General features: G+C 68.8%; 18 protein-coding genes. 11 read left to right on the plus strand and 7 right to left on the minus strand.

Annotated elements, in window-relative coordinates; all coding sequences use genetic code 11:
• Positions 1 to 456 precede the first annotated feature (456 nt).
• From ACYQ2W_RS19190 to ACYQ2W_RS19210, 5 genes are all read right to left on the minus strand, one after another.
• Positions 457 to 1,677 carry a formylglycine-generating enzyme family protein gene (locus tag ACYQ2W_RS19190; protein ID WP_459870817.1) on the minus strand — a complete coding sequence of 407 codons (1,221 nt, stop codon included), beginning with the start codon at positions 1,675 to 1,677 and terminating at the stop codon, positions 457 to 459.
• A 141-nt stretch (positions 1,678 to 1,818) separates the two neighbouring features.
• Positions 1,819 to 3,450 carry an NACHT domain-containing protein gene (locus ACYQ2W_RS19195; RefSeq protein ID WP_459870820.1) on the minus strand — a complete coding sequence of 544 codons (1,632 nt, stop codon included), beginning with the start codon at positions 3,448 to 3,450 and terminating at the stop codon, positions 1,819 to 1,821.
• Between the two features lie 171 nt (positions 3,451 to 3,621).
• A complete protein-coding gene (locus ACYQ2W_RS19200; protein WP_459870823.1) occupies positions 3,622 to 4,578 on the minus strand; it encodes an ATP-grasp domain-containing protein in 957 nt (318 codons plus the stop codon).
• Between the two features lie 16 nt (positions 4,579 to 4,594).
• The gene (locus ACYQ2W_RS19205; protein ID WP_459870825.1) at positions 4,595 to 5,365 is read right to left on the minus strand and encodes a PIG-L deacetylase family protein; all 771 of its coding nucleotides are present in this window, start codon (positions 5,363 to 5,365) and stop codon (positions 4,595 to 4,597) included.
• Positions 5,362 to 6,558, minus strand: coding sequence for a glycosyltransferase family 4 protein (locus ACYQ2W_RS19210; protein ID WP_459870828.1), 1,197 nt, complete (start codon positions 6,556 to 6,558; stop codon positions 5,362 to 5,364). Before ACYQ2W_RS19210 ends, ACYQ2W_RS19205 begins: the two co-directional genes overlap by 4 nt.
• A gap of 276 nt (positions 6,559 to 6,834) precedes the next feature.
• Between ACYQ2W_RS19210 and ACYQ2W_RS19215 the strand changes: the two genes are divergently transcribed.
• The 8 genes from ACYQ2W_RS19215 (at position 6,835) to ACYQ2W_RS19250 (ending at position 15,021) form a co-directional block, all read left to right on the plus strand.
• Positions 6,835 to 7,722, plus strand: coding sequence for a hypothetical protein (locus ACYQ2W_RS19215; protein ID WP_459870831.1), 888 nt, complete (start codon positions 6,835 to 6,837; stop codon positions 7,720 to 7,722).
• Positions 7,723 to 7,731: 9 nt separating this feature from the next.
• Entirely contained in the window at positions 7,732 to 9,012 is a 1,281-nt protein-coding gene (locus ACYQ2W_RS19220; protein ID WP_459870833.1) for a hypothetical protein, read from the plus strand.
• A complete protein-coding gene (locus tag ACYQ2W_RS19225) occupies positions 9,009 to 10,331 on the plus strand; it encodes a phenylacetate--CoA ligase family protein (protein WP_459870836.1) in 1,323 nt (440 codons plus the stop codon). Before ACYQ2W_RS19220 ends, ACYQ2W_RS19225 begins: the two co-directional genes overlap by 4 nt.
• The gene (locus ACYQ2W_RS19230) at positions 10,328 to 11,221 is read left to right on the plus strand and encodes a glycosyltransferase family 2 protein (protein WP_459870839.1); all 894 of its coding nucleotides are present in this window, start codon (positions 10,328 to 10,330) and stop codon (positions 11,219 to 11,221) included. Before ACYQ2W_RS19225 ends, ACYQ2W_RS19230 begins: the two co-directional genes overlap by 4 nt.
• A 275-nt stretch (positions 11,222 to 11,496) precedes the next feature.
• Positions 11,497 to 13,254, plus strand: coding sequence for an SBBP repeat-containing protein (locus ACYQ2W_RS19235; protein WP_459870841.1), 1,758 nt, complete (start codon positions 11,497 to 11,499; stop codon positions 13,252 to 13,254).
• A gap of 176 nt (positions 13,255 to 13,430) precedes the next feature.
• Positions 13,431 to 13,817 carry an ArsR/SmtB family transcription factor gene (locus ACYQ2W_RS19240; protein ID WP_459870844.1) on the plus strand — a complete coding sequence of 129 codons (387 nt, stop codon included), beginning with the start codon at positions 13,431 to 13,433 and terminating at the stop codon, positions 13,815 to 13,817.
• A gap of 10 nt (positions 13,818 to 13,827) precedes the next feature.
• A complete protein-coding gene (locus ACYQ2W_RS19245; RefSeq protein WP_459870847.1) occupies positions 13,828 to 14,703 on the plus strand; it encodes an arsenite methyltransferase in 876 nt (291 codons plus the stop codon).
• A gap of 51 nt (positions 14,704 to 14,754) precedes the next feature.
• Positions 14,755 to 15,021 (plus strand): GIY-YIG nuclease family protein, encoded by a 267-nt coding sequence (locus ACYQ2W_RS19250; RefSeq protein WP_459870850.1) that lies wholly within the window; start codon positions 14,755 to 14,757, stop codon positions 15,019 to 15,021.
• 323 nt (positions 15,022 to 15,344) lie between these two features.
• Here ACYQ2W_RS19250 and ACYQ2W_RS19255 read toward each other — a convergent pair whose 3' ends face one another.
• On the minus strand, positions 15,345 to 15,887 hold the full coding sequence (locus tag ACYQ2W_RS19255) for an FKBP-type peptidyl-prolyl cis-trans isomerase (RefSeq protein ID WP_459870852.1): 543 nt from the start codon (positions 15,885 to 15,887) through the stop codon (positions 15,345 to 15,347).
• A gap of 240 nt (positions 15,888 to 16,127) precedes the next feature.
• Here ACYQ2W_RS19255 and ACYQ2W_RS19260 point away from each other — a divergent pair, with 240 nt between their 5' ends.
• Complete coding sequence (locus tag ACYQ2W_RS19260) at positions 16,128 to 16,535, plus strand: SseB family protein (RefSeq protein ID WP_459870855.1); 408 nt, start codon at positions 16,128 to 16,130, stop codon at positions 16,533 to 16,535.
• 129 nt (positions 16,536 to 16,664) lie between these two features.
• Here ACYQ2W_RS19260 and ACYQ2W_RS19265 read toward each other — a convergent pair whose 3' ends face one another.
• Positions 16,665 to 17,144 (minus strand): chemotaxis protein CheX, encoded by a 480-nt coding sequence (locus ACYQ2W_RS19265; RefSeq protein WP_459870858.1) that lies wholly within the window; start codon positions 17,142 to 17,144, stop codon positions 16,665 to 16,667.
• 305 nt (positions 17,145 to 17,449) lie between these two features.
• Between ACYQ2W_RS19265 and ACYQ2W_RS19270 the strand changes: the two genes are divergently transcribed.
• Complete coding sequence (locus tag ACYQ2W_RS19270; protein WP_459870861.1) at positions 17,450 to 19,441, plus strand: ribonuclease catalytic domain-containing protein; 1,992 nt, start codon at positions 17,450 to 17,452, stop codon at positions 19,439 to 19,441.
• A 309-nt stretch (positions 19,442 to 19,750) separates the two neighbouring features.
• On the plus strand, positions 19,751 to 21,667 hold the full coding sequence (locus tag ACYQ2W_RS19275) for a hypothetical protein (protein WP_459870864.1): 1,917 nt from the start codon (positions 19,751 to 19,753) through the stop codon (positions 21,665 to 21,667).
• The last annotated feature ends 209 nt before the right edge of the window (positions 21,668 to 21,876 follow it).

The raw sequence follows: 21,876 nt of genomic DNA on the forward strand, positions 1-21,876 counted from the left end.
TACTCCCGCGAGCGAGAGTCGAAGTGGGGGAGGGCAGGGGGCCGCCAACCGCCCGAGGCGTTTCTCCCCGCGTCACTCCGCGCTATCGCGGCCTGGGGGCCGCTCCTACCGAAAGCCGAGGCGCCGGCCATCGATTTCAGATAAGGGTTTCCCAAGCCACCCCACCCACCGGCGGGTGAAGGCGCGGAAGGCGGGGTAGAGGGCACCCGTCGTCTCGGCGATCGGTTCGAGGATTGGCCGGCGGGGCGGATCCGCTTCGCCGATTTCGACGCCAGCGTGCAGGGCTGGATCAACCATGTGCGCTATGCCGACTACCGGGCTCTTCGCGACCGGGTGCTGGGCCGTTTCGCCCGGGGACCGGAGGCCTAAGGCGACCGAAGCGGAGGATAAATGTCGTGGGCGACCGCGCTGTACGTGGCCCAGTGAACAGAAGACCAGTGGACAGCGGACCGGCGCTCAGCGGATGGGGGACGCACACACCACACGAAACCCGACAAAGTAGCTACGGTCGAACGGAAGGTCGTAGCGGTAGCCCGCGCGCGCGTCGTCCCGATAGTCGAACCAGGAGCCGCCGCGCAACACGCGAGACTCGGACCCGCCGCGTCCCACCCGCTCGGGGTCGGCGTACTCGTTGAGGCACCACTCCCAGACGTTGCCGGCCAGGTCGAGCACGCCCTCGGGTGACGCCCCGCCGGGATAGATCCCGACGGCGCTGGTCCGGGCCAAATTGTGCGGTCCCGCCTCATCCCAAGTCTCATCGATGTTGGCGCGGCCCGCCTGGTAGTCGTTGCCCCACGGATACGCACGGCCGTCGGTGCCCCTTGCGGTTCGCTCCCACTCCCATTCGGTGGGCAGGCGGAGTTCGACCCCGAGCCGATGGCCGAGCCAGCCGCAGAAGGCCATGGCCTCGAACCAGCTCACCCTTTCCCGGGGGTGGTTCGCGATCTCCCAACTTGCCCGTTCCGGGTTGCGGTCAGGACTCTCCAGTCCCGTCCACCAGCGGTCGTCTCCGTAGCCGTCCTCGGCGTCCAGGAAGGCCTGGAACTGGGCGTGGGTGACCGGGTAGCGGGCGATTTGGAAGGGTTCCAGGGAGCGCCGCTCGCCCTCCTGGTAGACGAATTCGCCGCCGGGTATCGACACCCAGTCGATCCCCGGCAGCCCGTCGGCATCGAGTCCCACCCCCTTGCGGTCATCGAGGCCCAGCCGGCCCAGGGCGCGGCCGACGGCGGCGCGGCCCTCGGGCTCGGGATCCCGCGTCGGGTCGGTCAGGCGCGGCCGCCAGGCGGCGTGCAGCTCCGCCAACAGGGCGTCGCGGTCACGGATCGCGGCGCCGCTCTCCAGGAGGCACTGGACGGCGACCTCGGGCTGGGCGTCCCGGAGCCAGCGAATCACCCGGGTACAGTCGTCGGAGTGAAACCCCGCCAGCAGCACGGCGGCCTCCTCCCAGCCGCTGCGCGCCCACCAGCGTTCCGTGGGCCAGAGCTCGGCGGCGGAGAGCGGGGGGCTTGCCTCGATACGCGCCCGCATGGCCGCGGCGGTGAAATACTCCTGCAGCAGTTGGTGGCGAAAGCGGATCGCCCCGTCCCCCTCGAGCAGGGTGGCATCCTCGGTCCGCTTCAGCAGGGTCTCGCTCCCCAGCGCATCCAAGGCGACCCGGCGCGGGACCACGGTCAGCACGCCGAAATCGTCCTCTTCCCCGGCATCCGGGTTCAGCCGCTCGCCCTGCAGGGTCCAGGCGATCGCGGTGAGGCCGGAGAGCAGGCGGTCGCCGTCGGGAAGACGTTGCCAGCGCCCGGTGTCTCGCTCCTTGACCAGCAGTCACTCGCGGATCAGCAGGCGGTCCACGAAGTGGGCGAACAGCTCGCCCCGGTTGCGCGGCAGCTCGCCCTCGAAGGCCCAGACCTGATAGAGCATGGTCAGCATGAAGGGGTTGGCCGCCAAGCGCAGGAGACTGCGCGGGTTCGGGATGTGCCGGAGCCGAAGTCGGTGGTTTGCCCAGCCGATCTCGTTGGCAATTTCCCAACCGACCTGAGGGGTGGATACGGACCAGAAGGCCTCTTCGGTGGCGCCGGCGGCCAGCCAGGTCTCCATCACACCGGCCAGTTGCGGGTCCCCGGCGAGCTGCCAGAACAGCCGCTCCGCGCTGCCGGGCGCGACCCCCTCGGCGCCCTCGGCGCCCTCCAGCCAGAGCTTGAGCACCGCGCGGATGCGCGGGGGAGAGAGGGGCTCCAGGCTCAGGGTGTCGAGGCCGAGGTCCAGCTCGCCCACATAGTCGTCCCGCCGGCAGGAGACGATGAAGGGGGTGTCGGCGGCCAGCGCGCTTCGGAGGGCCTGCACCTCGCCGGCCTTGGCGTGGCGTCTGGCGGTGGGGACCTCGTTGAGGCCGTCGAGCAGCACGATTAGCCGGCCCGCTTCGCTCAAGGTCTGGAGCGCCCCGCCCAGCTCCCGCAGCCGGCCGGCGAGAAACGCCGCCAACCCCTCGTCACCGCGCCACTCGCCGAGGCTCACCAGGATCGGCAGCGGTGCCGACGCGCACTCCACGGCACGCTGCGCCAGTTCGGCCGCCAGCTTGCGCAGGGTGGTGCTCTTGCCCGCCCCCGGCGCGCCGAGGAGGGCGGCCTGTTTGACCTCGTCGAAGGCCTCCAGGATCTCCTCGTACTCCTTCGGTGGCCCCTCCGGCGAGGTTCGCCGCGCTCGGGGCCGATGGAGCAGCAGGGCGAGGTCCTCGTCGTCCGCCCAGGGGGCGAGCAGGGGATCGGTCGCCGGGTTGGGCCTGATCTCGGCGATACCGCGCAACGGGGCGTAGAGGCGGGCCTTGCGCTCGATCTCCCCCAGGAGGCGGGCGAGGTAATCGAGCTCCGCTTCCCGCGCCGGGAGGGGGGGCGCCTCGTTGGCGTGGCCGCGTTCTCCCGCGGGGCCTCCGGGGCGCAGGGCGACGGGCGGGCCGAGGGGTGCCTTGGCGATGGCGGGTTGACCCGTCAACAGCCGGTAGAGCGCCTCGTACCCCGGGTCGCCAGGGTCCAGCCCCCGTACCCGGAAAAAGCTCCACCCGCGCACGATGCCGGGGATCGATCCCTCCGGCTCGTCGTCGAGCAGGATCGGGACGAAGCGGCGGTTGCCTTTGGCATCGTAGAGCTCGTCGTCGATCAGTGCGCCTTCCCAGAACACCCCTCTGCCGGTTTGCGGGTCGACACGACCTTCCAGGCGCTCCCGATAGCTGGCGGTACACACCATGAGCACCCAATCGGCGCGATCCGGAGCCATCTGTTCCCGGCACCAGCGCGGCCAATCGAGGAGTTCGTTGCGGTGGAACTGGTCCAGCTCGACGTCGATGCCGTGTCCGCGCAGGGCTTGGGCCAACGCGAGCACCCGTGCCGAGTGGCCCTCGGCGAATTGGGCGTAGCTGATGAATACCCGTGGTCTTTCCTTGGCCTGTTCGCTGGTCGTCATCGGGTCCGGGGGGCGGCGGGTGTTGCGGATGATGCGGCGGTTTGCCGTTCTCTTCGGGATTCTACAATACCCCCATTTTTCCCGTGACGGGGGTTACCCGTATCACCTGCTTCGTAGCGTCTCGATGCCGGCGAAACGGCGACCAGGAGGATGCGCCGGCCGGTCCTCGCCTCACCCGCTGTTTTCTCCGGCCGCGGCGACCAGTGCCAGCAACTGCTCGCGCAGCTGTCCGCGGGCGTCCACCACCTCCTCGCCGGCGAGGTTCCACATGACATGCCCGGTGCCGCCGCCGTTGATCTCGTTGATCCGTTCGCCGATGAAGTCCACCGAGCCGAAGGTGAGGCCCACCTCCGCCGCCATGCGGTTGGCCCGTTCGATGTCGGCGGCGACCCGCGGGTCGCCCGGGTCGTCCCAGCGCTCCACCCGGAAGTCGCGGGTGTAGTCGGACCAGGGGGTGCGCTTGCCGTATTGGGCGCCGCCCGCGACCACCCGGCCGTCGGCGATCCATAGCCGCTTCTCCGCCCCCTCGCCCCACGCCTGGGCGACGCGGTGGGTCAGATCCGTCTCCCGCAGCGCCAGCAGCTCCTCTTCGCTCTCGATCTTTGCCACCCCCTTGCGCAGACCGCCCCACTGCGGCTTGACCACCAGCGGGCCGTGGGTGCGGAAGAGGTCGGCCAGTTCGTCGAAGCCGTCGAAGCGGTGGGTGGGGAGGTGGCCGAAATGCGCCGGGTCGAGGTCGGCGAGAAACCCCTTGAGGGTGTTGCGTTCGGCCGCCGGGCTGTTTTGCATGGCGCCCACTCGGCCGTCGGCGAGCAGCGACTCGAAGAAGTCGTTCATCTGCCCGTGGTAATCCATCTCGTCGCGGTAGCCGAGGGCGCGGTGGTCGAGGGCGTAGCCGTCGATCCACACCACCCACAGGTCGCAGCGCGGGACCTGTCGCTCCACCTCGTGCCAGTACCCTTTGTGGTAACGCCACGCCTGCACGGTGCGCTTGGCGAAGTCGTAGCCGGCGGGGTGGACGAGGGTCAGGTCGCTGTGCTCGCGCAGGGTCTCGACGACCACGCGGGTGGTCTCCTCGTCGATGGCGCGCAGCGTGGTGGTGAGCAGGGTCTTGGGCGGTCGGGGCATGGGGCGGGGGTCCTGGTCAGGTATGGGGTGCGTTATCGGTAGTGGTGGCGGCATGGAGGATGCGGTGGAAGGCGTTGGTCACCGCCTGTTCCTTCACCTCGATCGACGGCAGCGGGCCGTAGACGCTCTCCTGTGAGTTGAGCCACGCCTGCTCGTCGGGGTGCTCGCGCCGGTACGTCTCCGGGGAGAGGGGGAACGGGGCGAGGGTGGTGCGTTGACTGCGGTAGGCGCTTAGGGCGTGGCGCTTGTGTCGACGTTGGCGGTAGCCCAGCCGCAGCCTCCGGTCTTCGTGTCTTGGGGTACGGAAACGGCTCAACACGACCTCGCCCCGCTGGCGGTGGTAGAGGGGATAGCTGTAGAGCGCGCCGTCGAATCCCTCGGCCTGCGCCGCCCGATGGAGGGCGAAGGCGGTGGCGTCGTGATCCGGGTGGCCCCCCTCGAAGGCGTGGACCAGCAGCACGGTCGGGCGCAATCGGCGGAGCAGTCGGCGCAGTTGGCGGATCAGTCTCTCCAATCGGTGGTGGACCTGTTGGTCCGGGTGACCGAGCCAGGTGATTCGTGCGGCCGGGATGCCTAGCCGCTCCATGGCGGCGAGTTCCTCCCGGCGGCGGCGGACGGCGCGCAGGCGGTAGTTCGGCTCGTGGCGCGGGGCGCCATCGGTAACCACCACCGTGTGCGCGGCGACGGCACGCAGCAGGGCGCCGGCGGTGCCCAGGGCGAGGTCGTCCGGGTGGGCCCCCACCGCCAGCAGGCGTCCGTGGCGCAGGCCTCTTGCCAGCTCGTTCATGCCGTCCCCTCCAGGCAATCCCGGATCAGTACCCGGTAGCGTTCGGCGAAACGCTCCATTCCCCAGCGCGCTTCCGCCTCGCTCCGCCAAGTGGTGGTCTGGTCGCTGGTGCTGCTCCGGGCGAGCAACTCGCCCGCCACCGCGGCCAGGGCGTCGACGTCCCCTACCGCCACCCGCCGGCCGAACGGCTCGCGCAGCCACTCGCCGATGCCGCCGCTGTCGTAGGCGGCCACCGCACAGCCCTGGGCGATCGCCTCGGGGCCGACCATGCCCCACGCCTCGAACAGCCGGCTCGGCAGCAGCAGGCAGCCCGCGGAGGCGAGCGCATCGGCCACGGCTTGGTCGTCGCGGAAACCGTGGAAGCGGGCGTCCACCCCGCGCCGTCGGGCAAGCGCGCGCGCCTCCTGTTCTCCACGGCCGGCACCGTAGAGGTGGAGCGGCACGCCGGGCAGGCGGGCGGTGGCCTCCACCGCGTCCAACACTCCCTTTTCGCGGAACAGCCGTCCGACGTAGAGCAGATGGGGGGCGCGGGGGCGTGCGCCGACGCGGGGAAAGTGGTGGGGGGGTGGGAGTACCCGCGCCCGTTGTCCCAGGGTGGTGATCCGCGTTTCGAAGAGCTGTCGCAGCGCCTCGCTGTTGAATACCACCGCGGCGACCTCGGAGGTGATCGTGCGCGCCGCGCGGCGCTGGGTGAGCGGGGTGAGTCGCGAGGTGCCGGTGAGGCACCCTTCGCGCAGGTGGGTCGTCCAACAGCCTGCTCCAGGCGGCCGCTCGCAGACCTGACCGCTGCGCGGCAGATGACGGGTGAGGGCCGGGCAGGTGAGGCGCGTGGTGTGGAGAAACAGCAGGGTGGGCACGCGGGCGGCGACGGCGCGCACCAGCTCGGCGGGGACGGCATGATGGAATTCGGCCCAGTGGGCACCGTCGGCAATGACGTCGGCGAGGTGGCGGATGTCCCTCCCGCGGTGGACCTCGAACGACACCTGGATGTGCGGATTGTCCCGCTCGGTGTCCGCGGATGAGCGTGCGCTGGCATCGCCGTCGATGGGCGATGGATCGGTGGTGAACAGCCGCGTCTCGATCCCCAGCCGCCGCTGGGTGCGCAACAACCGTTCGAGATAGATCTCGGTTCCCCCTTGGCGCTTCAGGGTGGGTGTGACGACGGCGACCCGCCGCCCGCTCAGCGCATCCATGCACATGTCCTGCAGGTCAATTCATGATTAAAGATTTGTATAAAAATGGAGTGGTCATCATGTTGATGATACAAAATATGAACGATCGTTTGACATATAATATCGGCGCCTGTATTGGTCGCTGGAATATATCACGGAAAATATAGAAAAGAGGCGGCGAACGGGTAGAATATTGCGGCGCTCGCGACCGTCACAAGATGGTGGTCAGGATCGTTTCAGACTCGGAAGTTCAGCCCTGTCTCCCCAGGATCGAAAACAACAGCATAGGGACCAAAGATGGATATGAATACCACCCCCCGTCGTCTCGCCGATTACGTCTTTCCCGCCCTTGCCGAGGTGGAGGATGCGCGCATCCGCCAGTCGCTGGAGGCCGCCTTCCGCGCCGAGGACGAGGCGCTCGCCACCATCGAGGCGGCGTTCACCCGGGTCACCGGCGACTATCAGAGCGCCGAGAAGCTGAAGTACTTCTTCCGCAGCTGGAGCATGACCAACAACAGTGCGATGTGCGTCTCCGGTCTCGGCAACCGGATGACCATGCAACTGCGCGACGGCAGCGAGCTGGCCGACCGCGAGGCGCTGCTGGAGGCGGTGGCGAGTCTCCACCGCATCTCCGACGAGGACCTGGGGGCCGGCTCCGCGACCCTCCACTGGGATCTCTACTACCGCATGGCAACCACCATCTGCGAGGGCGACGACTGGCAGTCCCACCGCTACGTCACCCCCGAGGCGGAGTCGTTCAAGCGCTGGAAGGATCGTGCCGCGCTGCGCGACAAGGATCTGATGATGGGCCTGCTCTCCACTCTCGTCCACGAGGTCTATACCCACGGCGAGGTGGAGTTCGTCGAGCCGATGTTCCAGCAGTGGCTGGCCACCACCTCGGATTTCGAACCCACCGAGCGCAAGCGCACCCTGGTGTGGATCACCTGCCACTGCAACGGAACCGAGACCCGTCACTTCGGCCACGCCCAGCAGGCGACCCTGCACTACCTGCGCGCCCACGGTCTGGAGATGAGCGACTACGACATGGAAGGGGTGTTCCGCGACTACCTGCAGCGCAAGGCGGCGGTGATGGCCTCGCTCATCGAGAAGCTCGACTTCTCGCCGGTCGGTCGCATGCGCTTCCAGCCGTTGGCGAGCGCCCCGGCCGCCGCCGTTACCGCCTGATCCCCCGCGATGGTCGCTCCCTGGCCCGTCCGCGCCGCGGACGCGGCGGCCTTCGGCCGTCATCTCGCCGAGCTGGAGGCCGCCATCGGCCGCGAGGCCGGCGCCTTCGCCTGGTACTGCAACCGTTTTTCCCCCTATCCGCTGCGCATCGGCGCGGAGGAGGCGGAGCGGTTGCAGCAGCTGCGCACCGCCCTCCACCGCGCGCTGGTGCGGGTGGTGGAGGGGTACCTGGACGACCCGCGGCTGCAGGCGCGGATTCGCCTGCCCGACTCCCACCTCGCGCTGCTCGGACGGGTGCGCGCGCTGGTCGGCGACCGGCCCTACCGGATCGGCTCGTTCCGTCCCGACCTGCTACTCGACGAGCGGGGCGAGTGGCGGGTGTGCGAGATCAACGCCCGTTTCCCGGTCAACGGCTACGTCTTCACCGATTACCTCAACGCCGCGCTGCCACGCCTCGACTATCTGAAGGAGGGGGGGCTGCCGGTGGAGCCGCTGCCGCCCGCCGGTGGCGTGGTGGCGGCGATCGCCGCCCGCTTCCGTCGCGGCGAGCGAATGGTGGTGCTGCGCGACCGCGAATACGGCATGGACATGCACTTCCTGCTCCCCGAGCTGGAGCGGCGCGGCATCCCCTGCCGGGTGCGTCCGCCCTCGGCGCTATGCGTGGTCGACGGGGTGATCCACGACGGCGAGACGCCGGTGCGGCAATTCATGTTGGAGCTGGAGCGCGACGAACTGCTGACCATGGAGCCGGCGCTGTTCGATGCGCTGACCCGCTGTGCCGACCGTTTCAACGACTCGCGCACCCTGCTGCTCGCCCACGATAAGCGGATGCTGGCGGTGCTCGGCGACCCGGCGCTGATGGCCGACTACGCCGACCCGGCCGACCGCGAGCTGCTCGCCCGCCACGTCATCCCCACCTTCCCCGCCGACGATCCGGCGATCGCCGCCAGCCTGCGCGAGGCGCCCGCACGCTGGGTGCTCAAGGGTAATAGCTCCGGCCGCGGCATCGGCATGCTGTTGGGTGACGAGGCCGACCCCGCCGAGTGGCTGCGGGTGGTGGAGACGCTGGCGGCCGATTACACAGCCCAGCGTCGGCTGCCGCAGCGGCAGTTGCCGATCGCCACCCTGGTCGATGGTGGGTTGATGGAGCTGCCGATGCGCGTGGTGGGGATGCTGCCGGGGATCGACGAGGAGTCCTTCGGGCTCGGCTTCGTGCGCGCCTCGGATGCCACCATCATCCACGTCCACGGCGGTCGCGGGGCGGTGGTCCCGCTGGTGCGCGGCGAATGAGCACGGCGCCCTGGTTGATCCCCTTCTCCGGGCAGGTGGCGGCACTCCCCGCCGCCGAGCGCGACGCCCGCCTGCTGCGCCGGCTCAACGCCCTGCTGCGCCACGCCCGCCGCGCGTCCTACTACCGCGAGCGGATTCCCGCCCGGCCGCTGCCGGCACTGGAGGCGCTGATCGAACTGCCGGTACTGGACCGCACCGCCTTCCGCGAGCACGCCCCGCCGGCGGGCCACGGCCTGCTCACCCGCCCGCCCACGCACTGCTACTGCTTCGCCAGCGGCGGCACCACCGACCAGCCGCGCTACGTCTACCGCAGCCACCGCGAGAACGCTCTCAACTGCCGCCTGCTCGCCAAGGGGCTCGCCCTCGGCGGCCTGCGTGCCGACCACGTCGTCGCCAACCTGCTCGCCGCCGGCGAGTTGTGGGCCGGCATGTGGGTGTTCGACAAGGCGATGGAGTATGTCGGCAGCACCATCCTGCCGCTCGGCTCGGCGGTGGAGCCGGAGCTGCTGATCCGCTATCTGCACGACTTCCGGGTGGATGCGGCGATCTGCGTCCCCAGCCAGGCCCTGGCGCTGGCCGAGTGGGCCGCCCGCGAGGGGCGCGAGCTGCGCCTGCCGCGGCTGATCACCGGCGGCGAGCCGCTCTATCCGGCGGCCCGCCGGCGGCTCGCCGACGCCCTCGGCGTCGAGGCGTTCCAGTCCACCGGCTACGCCGCCAACGAGACCGGCGTCATCGGCTACCCCTGTCCCCACTCGCCGGAGGGTACCTTCCACCTCCACGAAGGGCTGTTCCACCTGGAGATTCTCGGCGAGGAGGGGACCCCGGCGGCGCCCGGCGAGCCCGGCAGCTTCCGCGTCACCAACCTCTACCGCACCCTGATGCCGATCATCCGCTACGTCATCGGCGACATCGGCAGTTGGCTCGACGAGCCCTGCCCCTGCGGCGACCCCGCCCGCCGCTTCCGCCTGCTCGGCCGCGACGGCGCGCGGGTGCGCCTCGGCACCTCGTTCTTCTATCCCGACCAGTTCGCCGAGCGGATCGGCACGGTGGAGGGGGTGTCGATGCTCTTCCGGCTGGTGATCGACCAGGCGACGGGACCCGACCGGCTCACCGTCGAGGTGGAGGCGAACCGGCGGGACGCCGCCACCGCCGCGCGGTTGCTGGCGGCGGTGGGCGGTCTGCGCGACCTGGCCTGGGAGATCGACGCCGGCTACGTCGCGCCGCTGGAGGTGCGCCTGCTCGCCCCCGGCGAACTGCCGCGCAACCGCCGCACCGGCAAGCTCAACCCGATCGACGACCGCCGGGGCGAACCGCGATGAAACTCTCGGTGGTGATCCCCCTGCACAACAAGGGGCCCTACATCGAGCGCACCCTCGACCGCCTGCTCGACCAGCGGCGCGTCCCCGACGAGATCATCGTGGTGGACGACGCCGGCAGCGACGACGGCGCCGAGCGCGTCGCGCGCATCCGCGACCGTTGGAACGACCGCCGCCTCACCCTGATCCGCCTGCCGGTCAACGGTGGCCCCGGCCACGCCCGCAACGTCGGCCTCGACGCGGCGAGCGGCGACTACGTGATGCCGCTGGATGCCGACGACCCCCTCGACCGCCACGCGGTGGCGCGGGTGATCGAGGTGCTGGAGACTCACGCCCCGGACTTTCTCATCCTCACCTTCCGCCGCAGCAGCGACGGTGTCGCCCGCCCCACGGTGGGGCGGCTCGGCGGCCTGATCGAGCCGCTTGCCCCCAACCTCTACCGCGTCCCCGATCCGATCGCCGCGCTGGCCGACGAGGGAGTGGGGGTGATCGGCAGCAATCTGGTGTGCCGCCGCGAGGCCCTCGACGGCATCCGCTACGACACCACCACCCGCTGCTTCGAGGGGGTCGACTTCTGGTATCGCGCCCTGCGCGCCGCGCGCCGCCCGGTGCTGCTGCTGGCCGAGCCGCTGCTCGACTACGTGATCCTGCCCGACGGTCTGCTCAGCCACCCGATCACCGATCTCTCCCGCCTCGACTACCCGGTGCTGCTGCTCCGCCTGCGCCACGCCTCCACCCCCGCCGAGCGCGCCCTGCGCCGCCGCCTGGCGCGTGCCTGGGTGGGCAATGCGTGGGAGCGGCTGACCAACCCCGTCCATCGCGCGGGGCTGTTTTTCCATCGCCCACGGCAGCTCTCCCGGGCGGTGTGGTGGGGGTGGCTGAGGCCGGCGTAATTGCTAGGAGCCTGTCGGACTATGGATGAATCGGCCGCGAAAGCGGGATGACGGCCCCACTTTTCCGAAAATTCTCGTCAAATAGCTCGCTATTCTCCTCAAATTTTCGAAAAATTGGCGCCGCCCTCCCACTCCCGCAGCTCGATCCCCCATAGTCCGACAGGCTCCTAGGAGCCTGTCGGACTATGGATGAATCGGCCGCGAAGCGTCTTGACGCTCAAAAACAGGAAGTTATTCTTTCGCGGACCCTTAACGGTCGACCCGAGGTACCTCCCGTGAAATCCCTCCCGCTGGCTACGGTCCTGCTCCTGCTCTCCACCCGGGCCCCCGCTGCCCTGGTCGGTGGCACCTTCATCGGCGCCGCCGAGGTCAACGACGTCGCCGAGTGGGTGGCGGTGGGACCCGCCGGCGACGTCTACGTCGCCGGCGAGCTGCGCGGCCAGCTCGACCTCACCGGCGTCCCCGGCTACGACCTCACCTACCACAGCGACCCCGCCCAGCACGCCGATGACGTCTACGTCGCCCGCTACGACGCCGCCTTCACCACCCTCAAGGGGTTCACCTACCTGGGCGGCGAGAGCCTGGACTGGGCCAAAGGGCTGCGCATCGACGCCGACGGCAACCTCTTCGTGCTGGTCCACACCGGCTCCAGCCAGCTCAACGTCACCCCCAGCGGCTACGACGGCCGGCGCGACGCCAGCGGCGGCGGGCTCCTGGTCAAGCTCGATCCCACCCTGCAACAGGTACTGGCGGCCACCTTCGTCGAGAGCGATGCCGGCAACTACACCACCATGACCTCCCTCTGCCTGGATGCCGCCGGCAATCCACTGGTGGTCGGCTACAGCCAGGCGGGGTTCCCCACCACCAGCGGCGCGTACCAGCGCGACTATGCCGCCAACGCCGACTATCCGTACTACGAGGACGGCTTCGTCGCCAAATACGACCCGTCCCTCGACTCGCTGCTCGCCGCCACCTACCTCGGCGGCACCCGCAACGACACCATCAACGCCTGCGCGATGAGCCCCGGCGGCGACGTGGTGCTCGTCGGCACGACGAATTCACCGACGTTTCCGGTGACCAGCGGCGCCTGGGACACCACCCTTACCGCCCTGGCCGAGGACTACTACCACGACGGCTTCGTCGCCCGCCTCAGCGGCGACCTCTCCACCCTGGTGGCCGCCACCTACCTCACCGCCGAGAGCCAGGACGCCCTCAACGACGTGGCGGTGGACGGCGACGGCAACGTCTTCGTCGCCGGCAGCAGCAAGGCCGACCCCTTCCCCGAGGGCGCCGTCGGCGATGAGGTGAACGGCTTCCTGGTCCGCTTCGACCCCACCCTCTCCGCGCTGACCGCCAACCGCACCTTCCCCTACACCGCCGGCGAGTACGGCTACCGGGTGCTGATCGACGGCGAGGGACGGGTGATCTACGGCGGCGCCTCGTTCTCCTATGGCGGCCTCAGTTTCCCGATCAGCGACGGGGCCGCCATCTCCGACAACCCCTCCCACGCGGTCGCCGCGGTGATGCGCCTCGACAACGACCTCACCGGCTACGACTTCGCCACCGTCGCCGGCGGTTACTTCGGTGCCGACACCCTGCGCGGCATGGCCCTGGGCGGCGACGGCACCCTCTACTTCACCGGCTTCGCCCAGACCGTCAACTTCCCGGTGCCGGACGGCGGCTACCAGTCCAGCTGCGCGGGAGGCAGCAGCGGCATGGCGTGCTACGACGGTTATGCCCTGGCGCTTACCTTCGACGCCACCCTGCAGCCGCCGCAACTGGCCCTCGCCGTCACCGGTCAGCGGGTGGAGGCCTCCTGGAACGCGATCTCCGGTGTTGTCGGCTACCGCCTGCACTATGCCCCCAATCCCTATATGGGGCCCGAGACCATCCAGAGCCTCGACCTGGGCGATACCACCTCGCTCGCCGTCGATCTGCCCCGCGGGGCCAGCTTCTACGTGGCGGTGGAGGCCTACGACGGATCGGGTAACGCCAGCGGCTACTCCAACATCGAACTCTTCACCATCCCCTGAGCGCCGCCGGGGTTTCCTGTAGGAGCGGCCCTTAGGCCGCGATCGGGGCGGAGCGAAATGTCTCCGAGTCGGCTGGCGGCAGTGGTCGGAGAGGGCGCCATCGCGGCCTGAGGGCCGCTCCTACAGGTCTTGCCGCCGACTTGACATCCCTGGTCAAAAATTCGATATTTCGAAATATGTCGAATTGTCAAGACGCCGAAACCTTCGCCGAACTCTTCAAGGCCCTGGGCAATCCCCATCGGGTGAGGATCTATCTCGCCCTCGCCGACTGCTGTGCGCCGGGCACGGTCTGTTCGGTGGAAGAGGCGCAGCGGGCCTGTGTCGGGGAGTTGGGAGCCGACCTGGGGATCGCCCCCTCGACCCTTTCCCACCACATGAAGGAGCTGAGCCGCGCCGGCCTGATCCGCATGGAGCGGCAGGGGCGGCGGATCGACTGCCGGGTTGACCCGGCGATGGCGGAGCGGGCGGCCCGATTCTTCCGATTCGGACGGGAGCTCCCGCCGAACGATCCACAACCCGGGGAGGGGACGGCGTCCGCCGTACCCCCGAGTGACGAAATCTGAGGAGGCAACGATGAGCGAGGAGATGACCGGTGAGCGGCAGGAGGTGAAGGTGCCCTTCGCGGCGATCTGCGCGGGGAGCGGCCAGCGCATCGCCGATGAGGTACGCCAATCGGTGCGCGAGAGCTACGCCCGGGTGGCCGAGGCGAGCGACGCCGGCGCCTGCTGCGGGCCGGAGTCGAGCTGCTGCGGGGTCTCCGACGACGCCCAGATCAACGCGGTGATCTCCCAGCGCCTGGGCTACTCCGGCGAGGAGCTGGCCAGCGTCCCCGGCGGTGCCGACATGGGACTCGGCTGCGGCAACCCACAGGCGATCGCCTCCATCGCGCCCCACGAGACGGTGGTGGACCTCGGTTCCGGCGGCGGTTTCGACTGCTTCCTCGCCGCCAACCAGTTGGGCGTCTCCGGCCAGGTGATCGGCGTCGACATGACCCCGGCGATGATCTCCAAGGCACGGGCCAACGCCGAGAAGGGGGGCTACCGCAACGTCGAGTTCCGCCTCGGCGAGATCGAGAACCTGCCGGTGGCCGACGGGGTGGTGGACGTGATCATCTCCAATTGCGTGATCAACCTCTCGCCGGATAAATCGCGGGTCTTCCGCGAGGCGTTCCGTGTGCTCAGGCCCGGCGGCCGGCTCGCCATCTCCGACGTGGTGGCCACCGTTGAACTGCCCGAGGAGGTACGCAACGACCTGCAGCTCTACTCCGGCTGCATGGCCGGCGCCTCGCGGATCGAGGAGCTGGAGCGCTACCTCGCCGACGCCGGTTTCCAGGCGATACGCATCGCGCCGAAGGACGAGTCCAGGGAGTTCATCCGCGACTGGGCGCCGGGGCGCGGGGTGGAGGCGTACGTGGTCTCGGCGACGATCCAGGCGGTGAAGCCCGGGTGAAGGTACGGTGTTGAGCCCTTAGTGGGAGCGCACTACCGCGTCGTACGCCCGATGTCCGATTGGCACGTCTACATGGTTCGCTGTACCGACGGCACGCTGTATACCGGCGTCGCCGTCGATCCCGAGCGGCGGCTCGCCGAGCATAACGGGAGCGCGCTGGGCGCCCGCTACACCCGCGCCCGCCGGCCGGTGGAGCTGGTCTACGTCGAAGCGGCCGCCGACCGCTCCGCCGCCTGCAAACGGGAGGCGGCGATCAAGCGTCTGAGCCGCGCCCAGAAGCTGCGGCTGGTGGGGGAGGGGACGTCACGAAGGAGGTGAATGCGCGGTTGCGTGGATGCCGGTTGGGCCGTGCGGTCGTCGCGTTGGGAAGGTGCCGGGCCGGTGTTTTTTCACCATGAAGGGCATGAAGGTTCCTCGGCGCGGTGAAATGGTACAGGGCGTGCCGCGCGCGCCGTGCCGAACGAATGCACCATTCCGAACGGGCGGGGAGATCGGTCCGAACGGTGCCTCCGTTGAACACGGCGGGCGCGGCCCGCCCTATGCGAGCCGATTGGAGAGACCCGGTGCTTCCCGATCGCTACGGCCCCGAATGTCTTTCAATCCCTTCATCTCCTTCATGGTTAAAACCAGGGCTCGTGGGTTCAATGGGGCAGGGGCGCCGCGTCGCCACCGCTCTTCGGCGGGACGATGGGGTGCCCCGCACGGATCTCCTCCTCGCCGGCCTCGCGCACGTCGATCACCTTGATGAAGAGCTGGAGGTTGCGCCCGGCCAGCGGGTGGTTGCCGTCGATGGTGGCGCTGTTGCCCTCCACGGCGGTGACGGTGAAGCCGCCGCTGCGGCCGTCGCCGGTCTCCCCTTCGATGCGCATGCCGACGGCGCGCGCCTCCTCCGGGAGACGCTCCGCCGGGATCTCCATCACCAGCTTTTCGTTGCGCGGGCCGAACGCCTCGTCGGCGCTCAGTTCGAGGTCCAGCTTGTCCTCCACCGCCGCCCCCTCCAGGGCCGCCTCCACCTTGGGAAAGATGTCGCCGTAGCCGCCGTGGAGATAGCTCAGCTCCTCCTGCACCTCCACCGGCCGGGCGGCGTCGCGGTCGACCATCATGAAGCGCAGGGTCACCACGCGGTCCTTGGCAACGCGCTTGTAGCTGATTTTCTTGACGAACTGGACGGACTCTTCGGACATCGGCTTGTTCTCTCGGTAGAGGTCAAAGGTCAAAGGTCAAAGGCGCTTGCGCCTTGTGCACGAAGTGAATGGGTGCAAAGCAGGGCGGAAAGCGGTATCGGGAAGAAAGCCCAAGCCGACGACCGGGTGTCTTGCTTTGACCTTTCACCTTTAACCTTTCACCTCAGCACCTTGCGTTCCCCCCATGATTGGGGCAGTCTGCCCCGTTCTCAACCATCCGAAACGGCAGGAGACCCGATCATGAGCGAGGTTTTCGAACCGCGAAACGCCCTGGAGGAGACGCTGTTGGCGGCCCAGGAGGGGCGCGTCCCCGGCGAGCAGTTCCTGCAGGAGCTGATGGCGGCGCAGCTCTTCATGCCGGTGCGGGACAAGCACAACATCGGCGGTTTCCAGGATTCCGCCACCGCCACCCCGCTGACCATCGACAACGACGAGGGGCAGCCGGTGATGGTGCTGTTCACCAGCCCGGAGCGGGCGGGGGACTTCCTCGGCCAGTTCCCCGGCTACGGCGGCGGTCTGCTGGTGGAGTTCAAGTGGGTGCTGGAGAAGATGGGCGGCCTCTATCCGGTCTCGATCAACCCCAACTGGGAGGTGGGGATCGACCTCGACGGCGAGATCCTGCAACACCTCGCCGCTTCCGCCTCCTAGGACTGCCTCTTACCCACAAATCGGCCGATTTGTGGGTAAGAGGCAGTCCTAGGATGGGCGGTGCCTTCCTGGTGTGTCTGGAGAAGGACTCTCCACCGCAGTCGGGGGGGGGGGCGAATCGCCCTCCGTTCACCCCTCCTTCTTCTTCCCCTCCTCGAAACAGACCTCGACGAAGAATTCGCCGAAGGGGGTCTTGAACGGGACCAGGATGGTGCGGCCGTCGACGCCGTGGTCGATGATGTGCCCCTTGCCGGTGAGCAACTGGGGCGTGGCCATGTCGAAGTTGTAGCCCTTCTCGGAGAAGACCCGCTTGGCGCCGCCGGAGACCATGTTGGTGATCTCGCCGACCAGGTCGGCCACCTCCTCGTCGAGTTTCTCGCGCTCCTCACCGATCATGTTGGCGAAGATGGAGAGGATCGCCGATTCGGTGAAGCTCACCGCCAGGGAGCCGGTGGCGTCCCCGCGCATGTCGATCCGTCCGGTGACGTCGCCGAGCGCCGCCTGGTAGCCCTTGATCGAGAGTTGACCCCGCTCGACCGTGGTGTTGGCCATGGTGGCGAGCACCTCGACCAGACTGCCGAGGAAGGGGTTGACGTAGTCGACGTTCATACGGTGCGGCCTTGAGGCGGGCGGCGACCGCCACGGGGGAGGGCGCTCCCCGTGGTCGGTCGCTCCCGCGGTCGGCGAGCCGGCCGGCGCCGCGCCCGGGGGACGACGCCTGTAGCCGATGTCGCGCGGGTTGTTGTCTGTTCTCCCGATCATACCGAAGGCGCGCTCGTCGCGTAATAAGGAGTCTCCTGAATTATCTACGTGCTCACGGCGTCGGGCATCGGCGGCCGCCTTTTGGCATACTACGCGGCCATTTATTTTCTGGCCCCGTCCGGCGGACGGGGCCGTAATCCGAGGCGGATACGGTGAACGAAGGCAGTCTGATCGAATTCCGGCTGCACGGCGAGCGGCGGCTCGGCGTGGCGGCGCGGCCCGAGGGGAAGAAACACTGGGTCGTGGTGGACGAGGCGGGACGCACGACCACCGTGCACCCGCGCCAGGCCACCTTCGAGGTGCCCGGCGGCCCCTACACCGTGGAGGGCATCACCGCCTTCCGCGCCGAGGTGGAGCCGCTGCTCGACCCGGCCTCGCTGGAGCTGGCCTGGGAGTTCCTCGGCGAGGCGGAGGAGGTGGTGGACGTGGCGGGGATGGCCGAACTGCTGTTCTCCGCCACCACCCCCGCCCACTGCTACGCGGCCCACTCGCTGCTCTTCGACGACGCCCTCTACTTCAAGCAGAAGGGCGAGCAGTTCGAACCGCGCCCCGCCGCCCAGGTGGAGGAGCTGCGCCACCAGCAGGCGGTGGCGCGCCAGCGCGAGGAGGAGGCCGCGGCATTCCTCGGCAAGCTGCGCGATGCCAGCCACGGCAAGGCCGTCACCTGGGTCGAGAGTGACCAGGGACGGTTGGAGAACCTGGAGCGCTACGCCCTCCAGGGCAAGGAGTCGCCCACCGCCAAGGCGGCCCGCGAGCTGCTTGCCGCCCTCGGCCGCAAGGAGGAGGAACGCGACGCCTTCAAGCTGCTGGTGGCGATCGGCCGCTGGTCGAAGCATGAGAATCTGGCACTGCGCCGCAGCGGCCACCCCCGCGGCTTCGACCCCGAGGTGGTCGCCCTCGCCGCCGAGCGGGCCGCTGCGCCGCCGGTCGACCCCGACGCCGGGCGGCGTCTCGATCTCACCGCCCACCACGTCTGCACCATCGACGACCACCACACCCGCGAGATCGACGACGGCCTCTCCATCGAGCGGCTGGAAGAGGGCGGGGTGCGGCTGTGGATCCACGTCGCCGACCCCAGCCGGCTGATCGAGCTGGAGGAGCCCCTCGACCAGGAGGCGCGGCTGCGCGCCACCACCCTCTATCTGCCCACCGGGATGCTGCCGATGTTTCCGATGGAGCTCGCCGGTGGGCCGATGAGCCTGGTGGAGGGCGAACTCTGTCCCGCGCTCAGTTTCGGCGTGGTGCTGGAGGAGGATGGCGCGGTGCGCGACTACCGTATCGCCCCGTCGCTGATCCGCCCGGCGCGCAAGCTCACCTACGAGGAGGTGGATGCGATCCTCGCCGCCGGCGCCGCCGAGGAACCGGAGCTGGCCGAGTTCGCCCAGTGGGCCGAGCGCCGCGGTCGCTGGCGCGCCGCCCAGGGGGGCTTCAACCTCAACACCCCCGAGGCCTCGATCAAGGTGGAGGACGAGGCGATCACCATCGAACGGCTGGAGGAGTCGCCGGCGCGCACCCTGGTGGCGGAGATGATGATCCTCGCCGGCGAGGTCACCGCCCGTTTTGGCATCGACCACGGGCTGCCGCTGCCCTACCGCGCCCAGCCCGAGCCGCGGATCAACGAAGACGAGCTGGTGGGGATCGACGATCCGCTGCTGCGCGACTACGCCCTGCGCCGCTTCATGCCGCGCACCCAGACCACGGTGGAGCCGTCCCCCCACGCCGGCCTCGGCCTGCCGGCCTACGTCCAGGCCACCTCACCGATCCGCCGCTACGCCGACCTGCTGACCCACTTCCAGCTGAAGGCCCATCTGCGCGGTGAACCGCTCCCCTTCGACGCCAAGATCCTGGAGGGACTGATCATGACCAGTGGCGAGACCGCCCGCGCGGCGATGCAGGTGGAACGCCAGAGCAAGCGCTACTGGGCCCTGGAGTATCTCAAGCGGCACCAGGAAGAGCGCCTCAAGGCCCGTCTGGTGCGCTGGTTGCGCCCCGACACCGGTCTCGGCCTGATCCTGCTGGAGGACCTCGCCCTGGAGATGCCGATGGTCTTCAAGGAGCCACCGCCGCTGGGCGAACGCCTCACCGTCACCGTCGGCCACGTCGACACCTGGAGCGACAGCATCAAATTCCACCCGGCGCCGTAGGGTCGGTGGTGCGGGTTCGAGAGGCATTCTTCTAACAGGAGGCGCACCACATGCCGGCGCGGCACGCCTCTTTCCGCTCGAGAAAAAACACAGTAAACACTCCGTGGTGAAACGCCTTGATGCCCGTGCCGAACGCCTTGAAATGGCCCGGCATCCAGGAATAAATAACTGATAATTCAAATAAATAACACTCCTTGTCCGGTACTTTTCCCATCCCTGGCGTTGAGGCGTGCCGCCGGGTTGGCGTAGAATGGACCGGTTTGCGCCCAAACGATTAATTAGCCCGCACGACCAGTCAGAAGAAATTTTATGGAACAGATCCTCGAAATCCGCGACGGCTGTAGCACCCCCGCACAGCTGCTCAAGAGCCGCGCCTTCGCCCGCTACCTCGCCATCTACAAGAAGGCGTTCCAGGAGGAGATGGAGGCGCGCCAGGACCGCCAGCGCAACGATGCCCTGCAGCGGGTCGCCTTCATGAAGACGATCACCGCCCGCGACGCCCTGGCGATCCTCGAGAGCGAGCGCTTCGAGAGCCGCGAGGTGCTGGAGCGCGCCCGCGCCGTGGTGCGCTTCCTCGACGGCGCCTTCCACCACTACCGCACCAGCGGCTACAAGCGCCTGGTGCGGTTGCAGAACGAGGTGGTCTCCACCGGCGACGAGACCCCCACCACGGTGAAGAACAAGGTCACCGCCAAGGCGCAGAGCCTTACCGACCTGATCCTCGCCACCCGCCGGCTGCTGCTCGACCGGGTCGGGCTCGACCAGGGCGTGCGCCGCACCCCCGGCATGGACGCCTCGCCCAACGTCACCGCCGGCGAGATCTCCGGCCACTACCTCAACCTGCCCGGCGACTACGTGCAGCTCTCCCATGTGCCGCTGACCATCGCCGCGGACATCCTCACCGGCATCGACTACTCGACCCCCTCGAACAAGCGCGCCGAGCCCTTCTACGAGCTGGACCACAACCCGTTCAAGGGGGAGGCGTTCAACGCCGACGACTGGGTCTCGGTGCCGCTCCAGGTGGGCAGCTCGCTGATCGTCGCCTACCTGCACAAGTCCCGCGGCACCATCGAGATGGAGCCGGGGCTGCTCAACCTCTTCCCCTTCGCGCGGATCGACGACATCCGCGCCGGCAAGCGCCCCGACGGCATCTTCGTCTTCGGCGACCCCAACGCCGACCCGCAGGACCTCGGCTACTACTGGGATGCGGCCAACCAGGTGCTGGTCGGGATGGTGCCCAACCGCGACGAGCTGAAGTACTTCGGCTACTGCAAGAAGCCGATCCTCACCCTGCACAACGTGCTCGCCATCCGCAAGGGGGAGATCCCGCTGCACTGCGGCTGCACCCGCTACGTGGTGCGCTTCGACGAGGCGACCAAGGAGCCCTATGTCGCCGAGATGCTGGTCAAGGCCGACGACATGGGGCGGGTGGTGCTCAGTCGCGGCGAGGACGGCATCGTGCGGCCGATCTTCTACGGCACCGAGACCGGGGCGTTCGCCTGCCTCGACGGCTTCAGCGAGCACGCCAAGATGCAGATGCTCGGCCGCGAGGTGGGCTACAACAAGGACACCGGTTCCAACGCCCGGCAGATCGTGCCGGTGGCCGACGAGGAGGAGGTGTTCAACGGCGACGTGCTCGACGTGCTGCTCTACATGAACAACTTCACGCTGATCGAGCAGGGTTCGAGCACCGTCGACGTCGACATGAGCGTCGAGGAGGCGATCGAGCACTTCCGCCTCGGCGAGCGGGTCGCCGCCGGCTCCACCTCGACCCACCGCGGGGCGAAGGAGTCGAGCTACTGGGCCAACCCCTTCCCGCTGCTCAAGGATAATGACGGCACCGTCCTCCACCCCGACCTCTACGACAAGTTCTCGATCACCGAGGCGGGCTTCATCGGCGATCTGAAGACCCTGGTCGCGCGCGGCGAGATCAAGGTGGGGGTGGCCCACAGCCAGCTGATGGCCGGGGTCTACGGCGAGAACAGCGACGAGGATCTGGCCCGCTGCGGTTACGGCAACCGCGACGAGGTGGAGCTGAAGGCCCCCGAGCGGCTGGCCGAGGACCTGATCGACATGATCAAGGCGCAGGCCAAGGCGAAGTGCACCGACGAGGCCGACTGCCCGCACGAGGTGAGCATCACCGTGGCGCTGATCGGCGATAGCCGCACCGGCAAGTCGGAGACCGCGGAGAAGATGGAAGGGATCCTCAACTTCAACCTCGTCTAAGAAAAAGCCCGCCCGCCCCACGGGGGAGCGGAGGGCGTTGCCCTCTCGCTCCCCCGTGGGGCGGGCGGGCTTTTTCTTAGTAGGTGGATGTGAGAGTGGGAGCGGGGGTGAATCCTCTCCCGCCCTCGCCTGTAGGAGCGGCCCCTAGGAGCCTGTCGGACTATGGATGAATCGGCCGCGAAAGCGGGATGGCGACCCCACTTTTCCGA

This window comes from Endothiovibrio diazotrophicus (assembly GCF_054657215.1).

Excerpts from the sequence above, each read along its gene's own strand:
- ACYQ2W_RS19265 (WP_459870858.1), bottom strand. The coding sequence starts at position 17,144 with ATGAACGTCGACTACGTCAACCCCTTCCTCGGCAGTCTGGTCGAGGTG.
- ACYQ2W_RS19195 (WP_459870820.1), bottom strand. The coding sequence starts at position 3,450 with ATGACGACCAGCGAACAGGCCAAGGAAAGACCACGGGTATTCATCAGC.
- ACYQ2W_RS19255 (WP_459870852.1), bottom strand. The coding sequence starts at position 15,887 with ATGTCCGAAGAGTCCGTCCAGTTCGTCAAGAAAATCAGCTACAAGCGC.
- ACYQ2W_RS19215 (WP_459870831.1), top strand. The coding sequence starts at position 6,835 with ATGGATATGAATACCACCCCCCGTCGTCTCGCCGATTACGTCTTTCCC.
- ACYQ2W_RS19210 (WP_459870828.1), bottom strand. The coding sequence starts at position 6,558 with ATGGATGCGCTGAGCGGGCGGCGGGTCGCCGTCGTCACACCCACCCTG.
- ACYQ2W_RS19220 (WP_459870833.1), top strand. The coding sequence starts at position 7,732 with ATGGTCGCTCCCTGGCCCGTCCGCGCCGCGGACGCGGCGGCCTTCGGC.
- ACYQ2W_RS19240 (WP_459870844.1), top strand. The coding sequence starts at position 13,431 with ATGTCGAATTGTCAAGACGCCGAAACCTTCGCCGAACTCTTCAAGGCC.
- ACYQ2W_RS19245 (WP_459870847.1), top strand. The coding sequence starts at position 13,828 with ATGAGCGAGGAGATGACCGGTGAGCGGCAGGAGGTGAAGGTGCCCTTC.
- ACYQ2W_RS19230 (WP_459870839.1), top strand. The coding sequence starts at position 10,328 with ATGAAACTCTCGGTGGTGATCCCCCTGCACAACAAGGGGCCCTACATC.
- ACYQ2W_RS19225 (WP_459870836.1), top strand. The coding sequence starts at position 9,009 with ATGAGCACGGCGCCCTGGTTGATCCCCTTCTCCGGGCAGGTGGCGGCA.
- ACYQ2W_RS19205 (WP_459870825.1), bottom strand. The coding sequence starts at position 5,365 with ATGAACGAGCTGGCAAGAGGCCTGCGCCACGGACGCCTGCTGGCGGTG.
- ACYQ2W_RS19250 (WP_459870850.1), top strand. The coding sequence starts at position 14,755 with ATGTCCGATTGGCACGTCTACATGGTTCGCTGTACCGACGGCACGCTG.
- ACYQ2W_RS19200 (WP_459870823.1), bottom strand. The coding sequence starts at position 4,578 with ATGCCCCGACCGCCCAAGACCCTGCTCACCACCACGCTGCGCGCCATC.
- ACYQ2W_RS19260 (WP_459870855.1), top strand. The coding sequence starts at position 16,128 with ATGAGCGAGGTTTTCGAACCGCGAAACGCCCTGGAGGAGACGCTGTTG.
- ACYQ2W_RS19275 (WP_459870864.1), top strand. The coding sequence starts at position 19,751 with ATGGAACAGATCCTCGAAATCCGCGACGGCTGTAGCACCCCCGCACAG.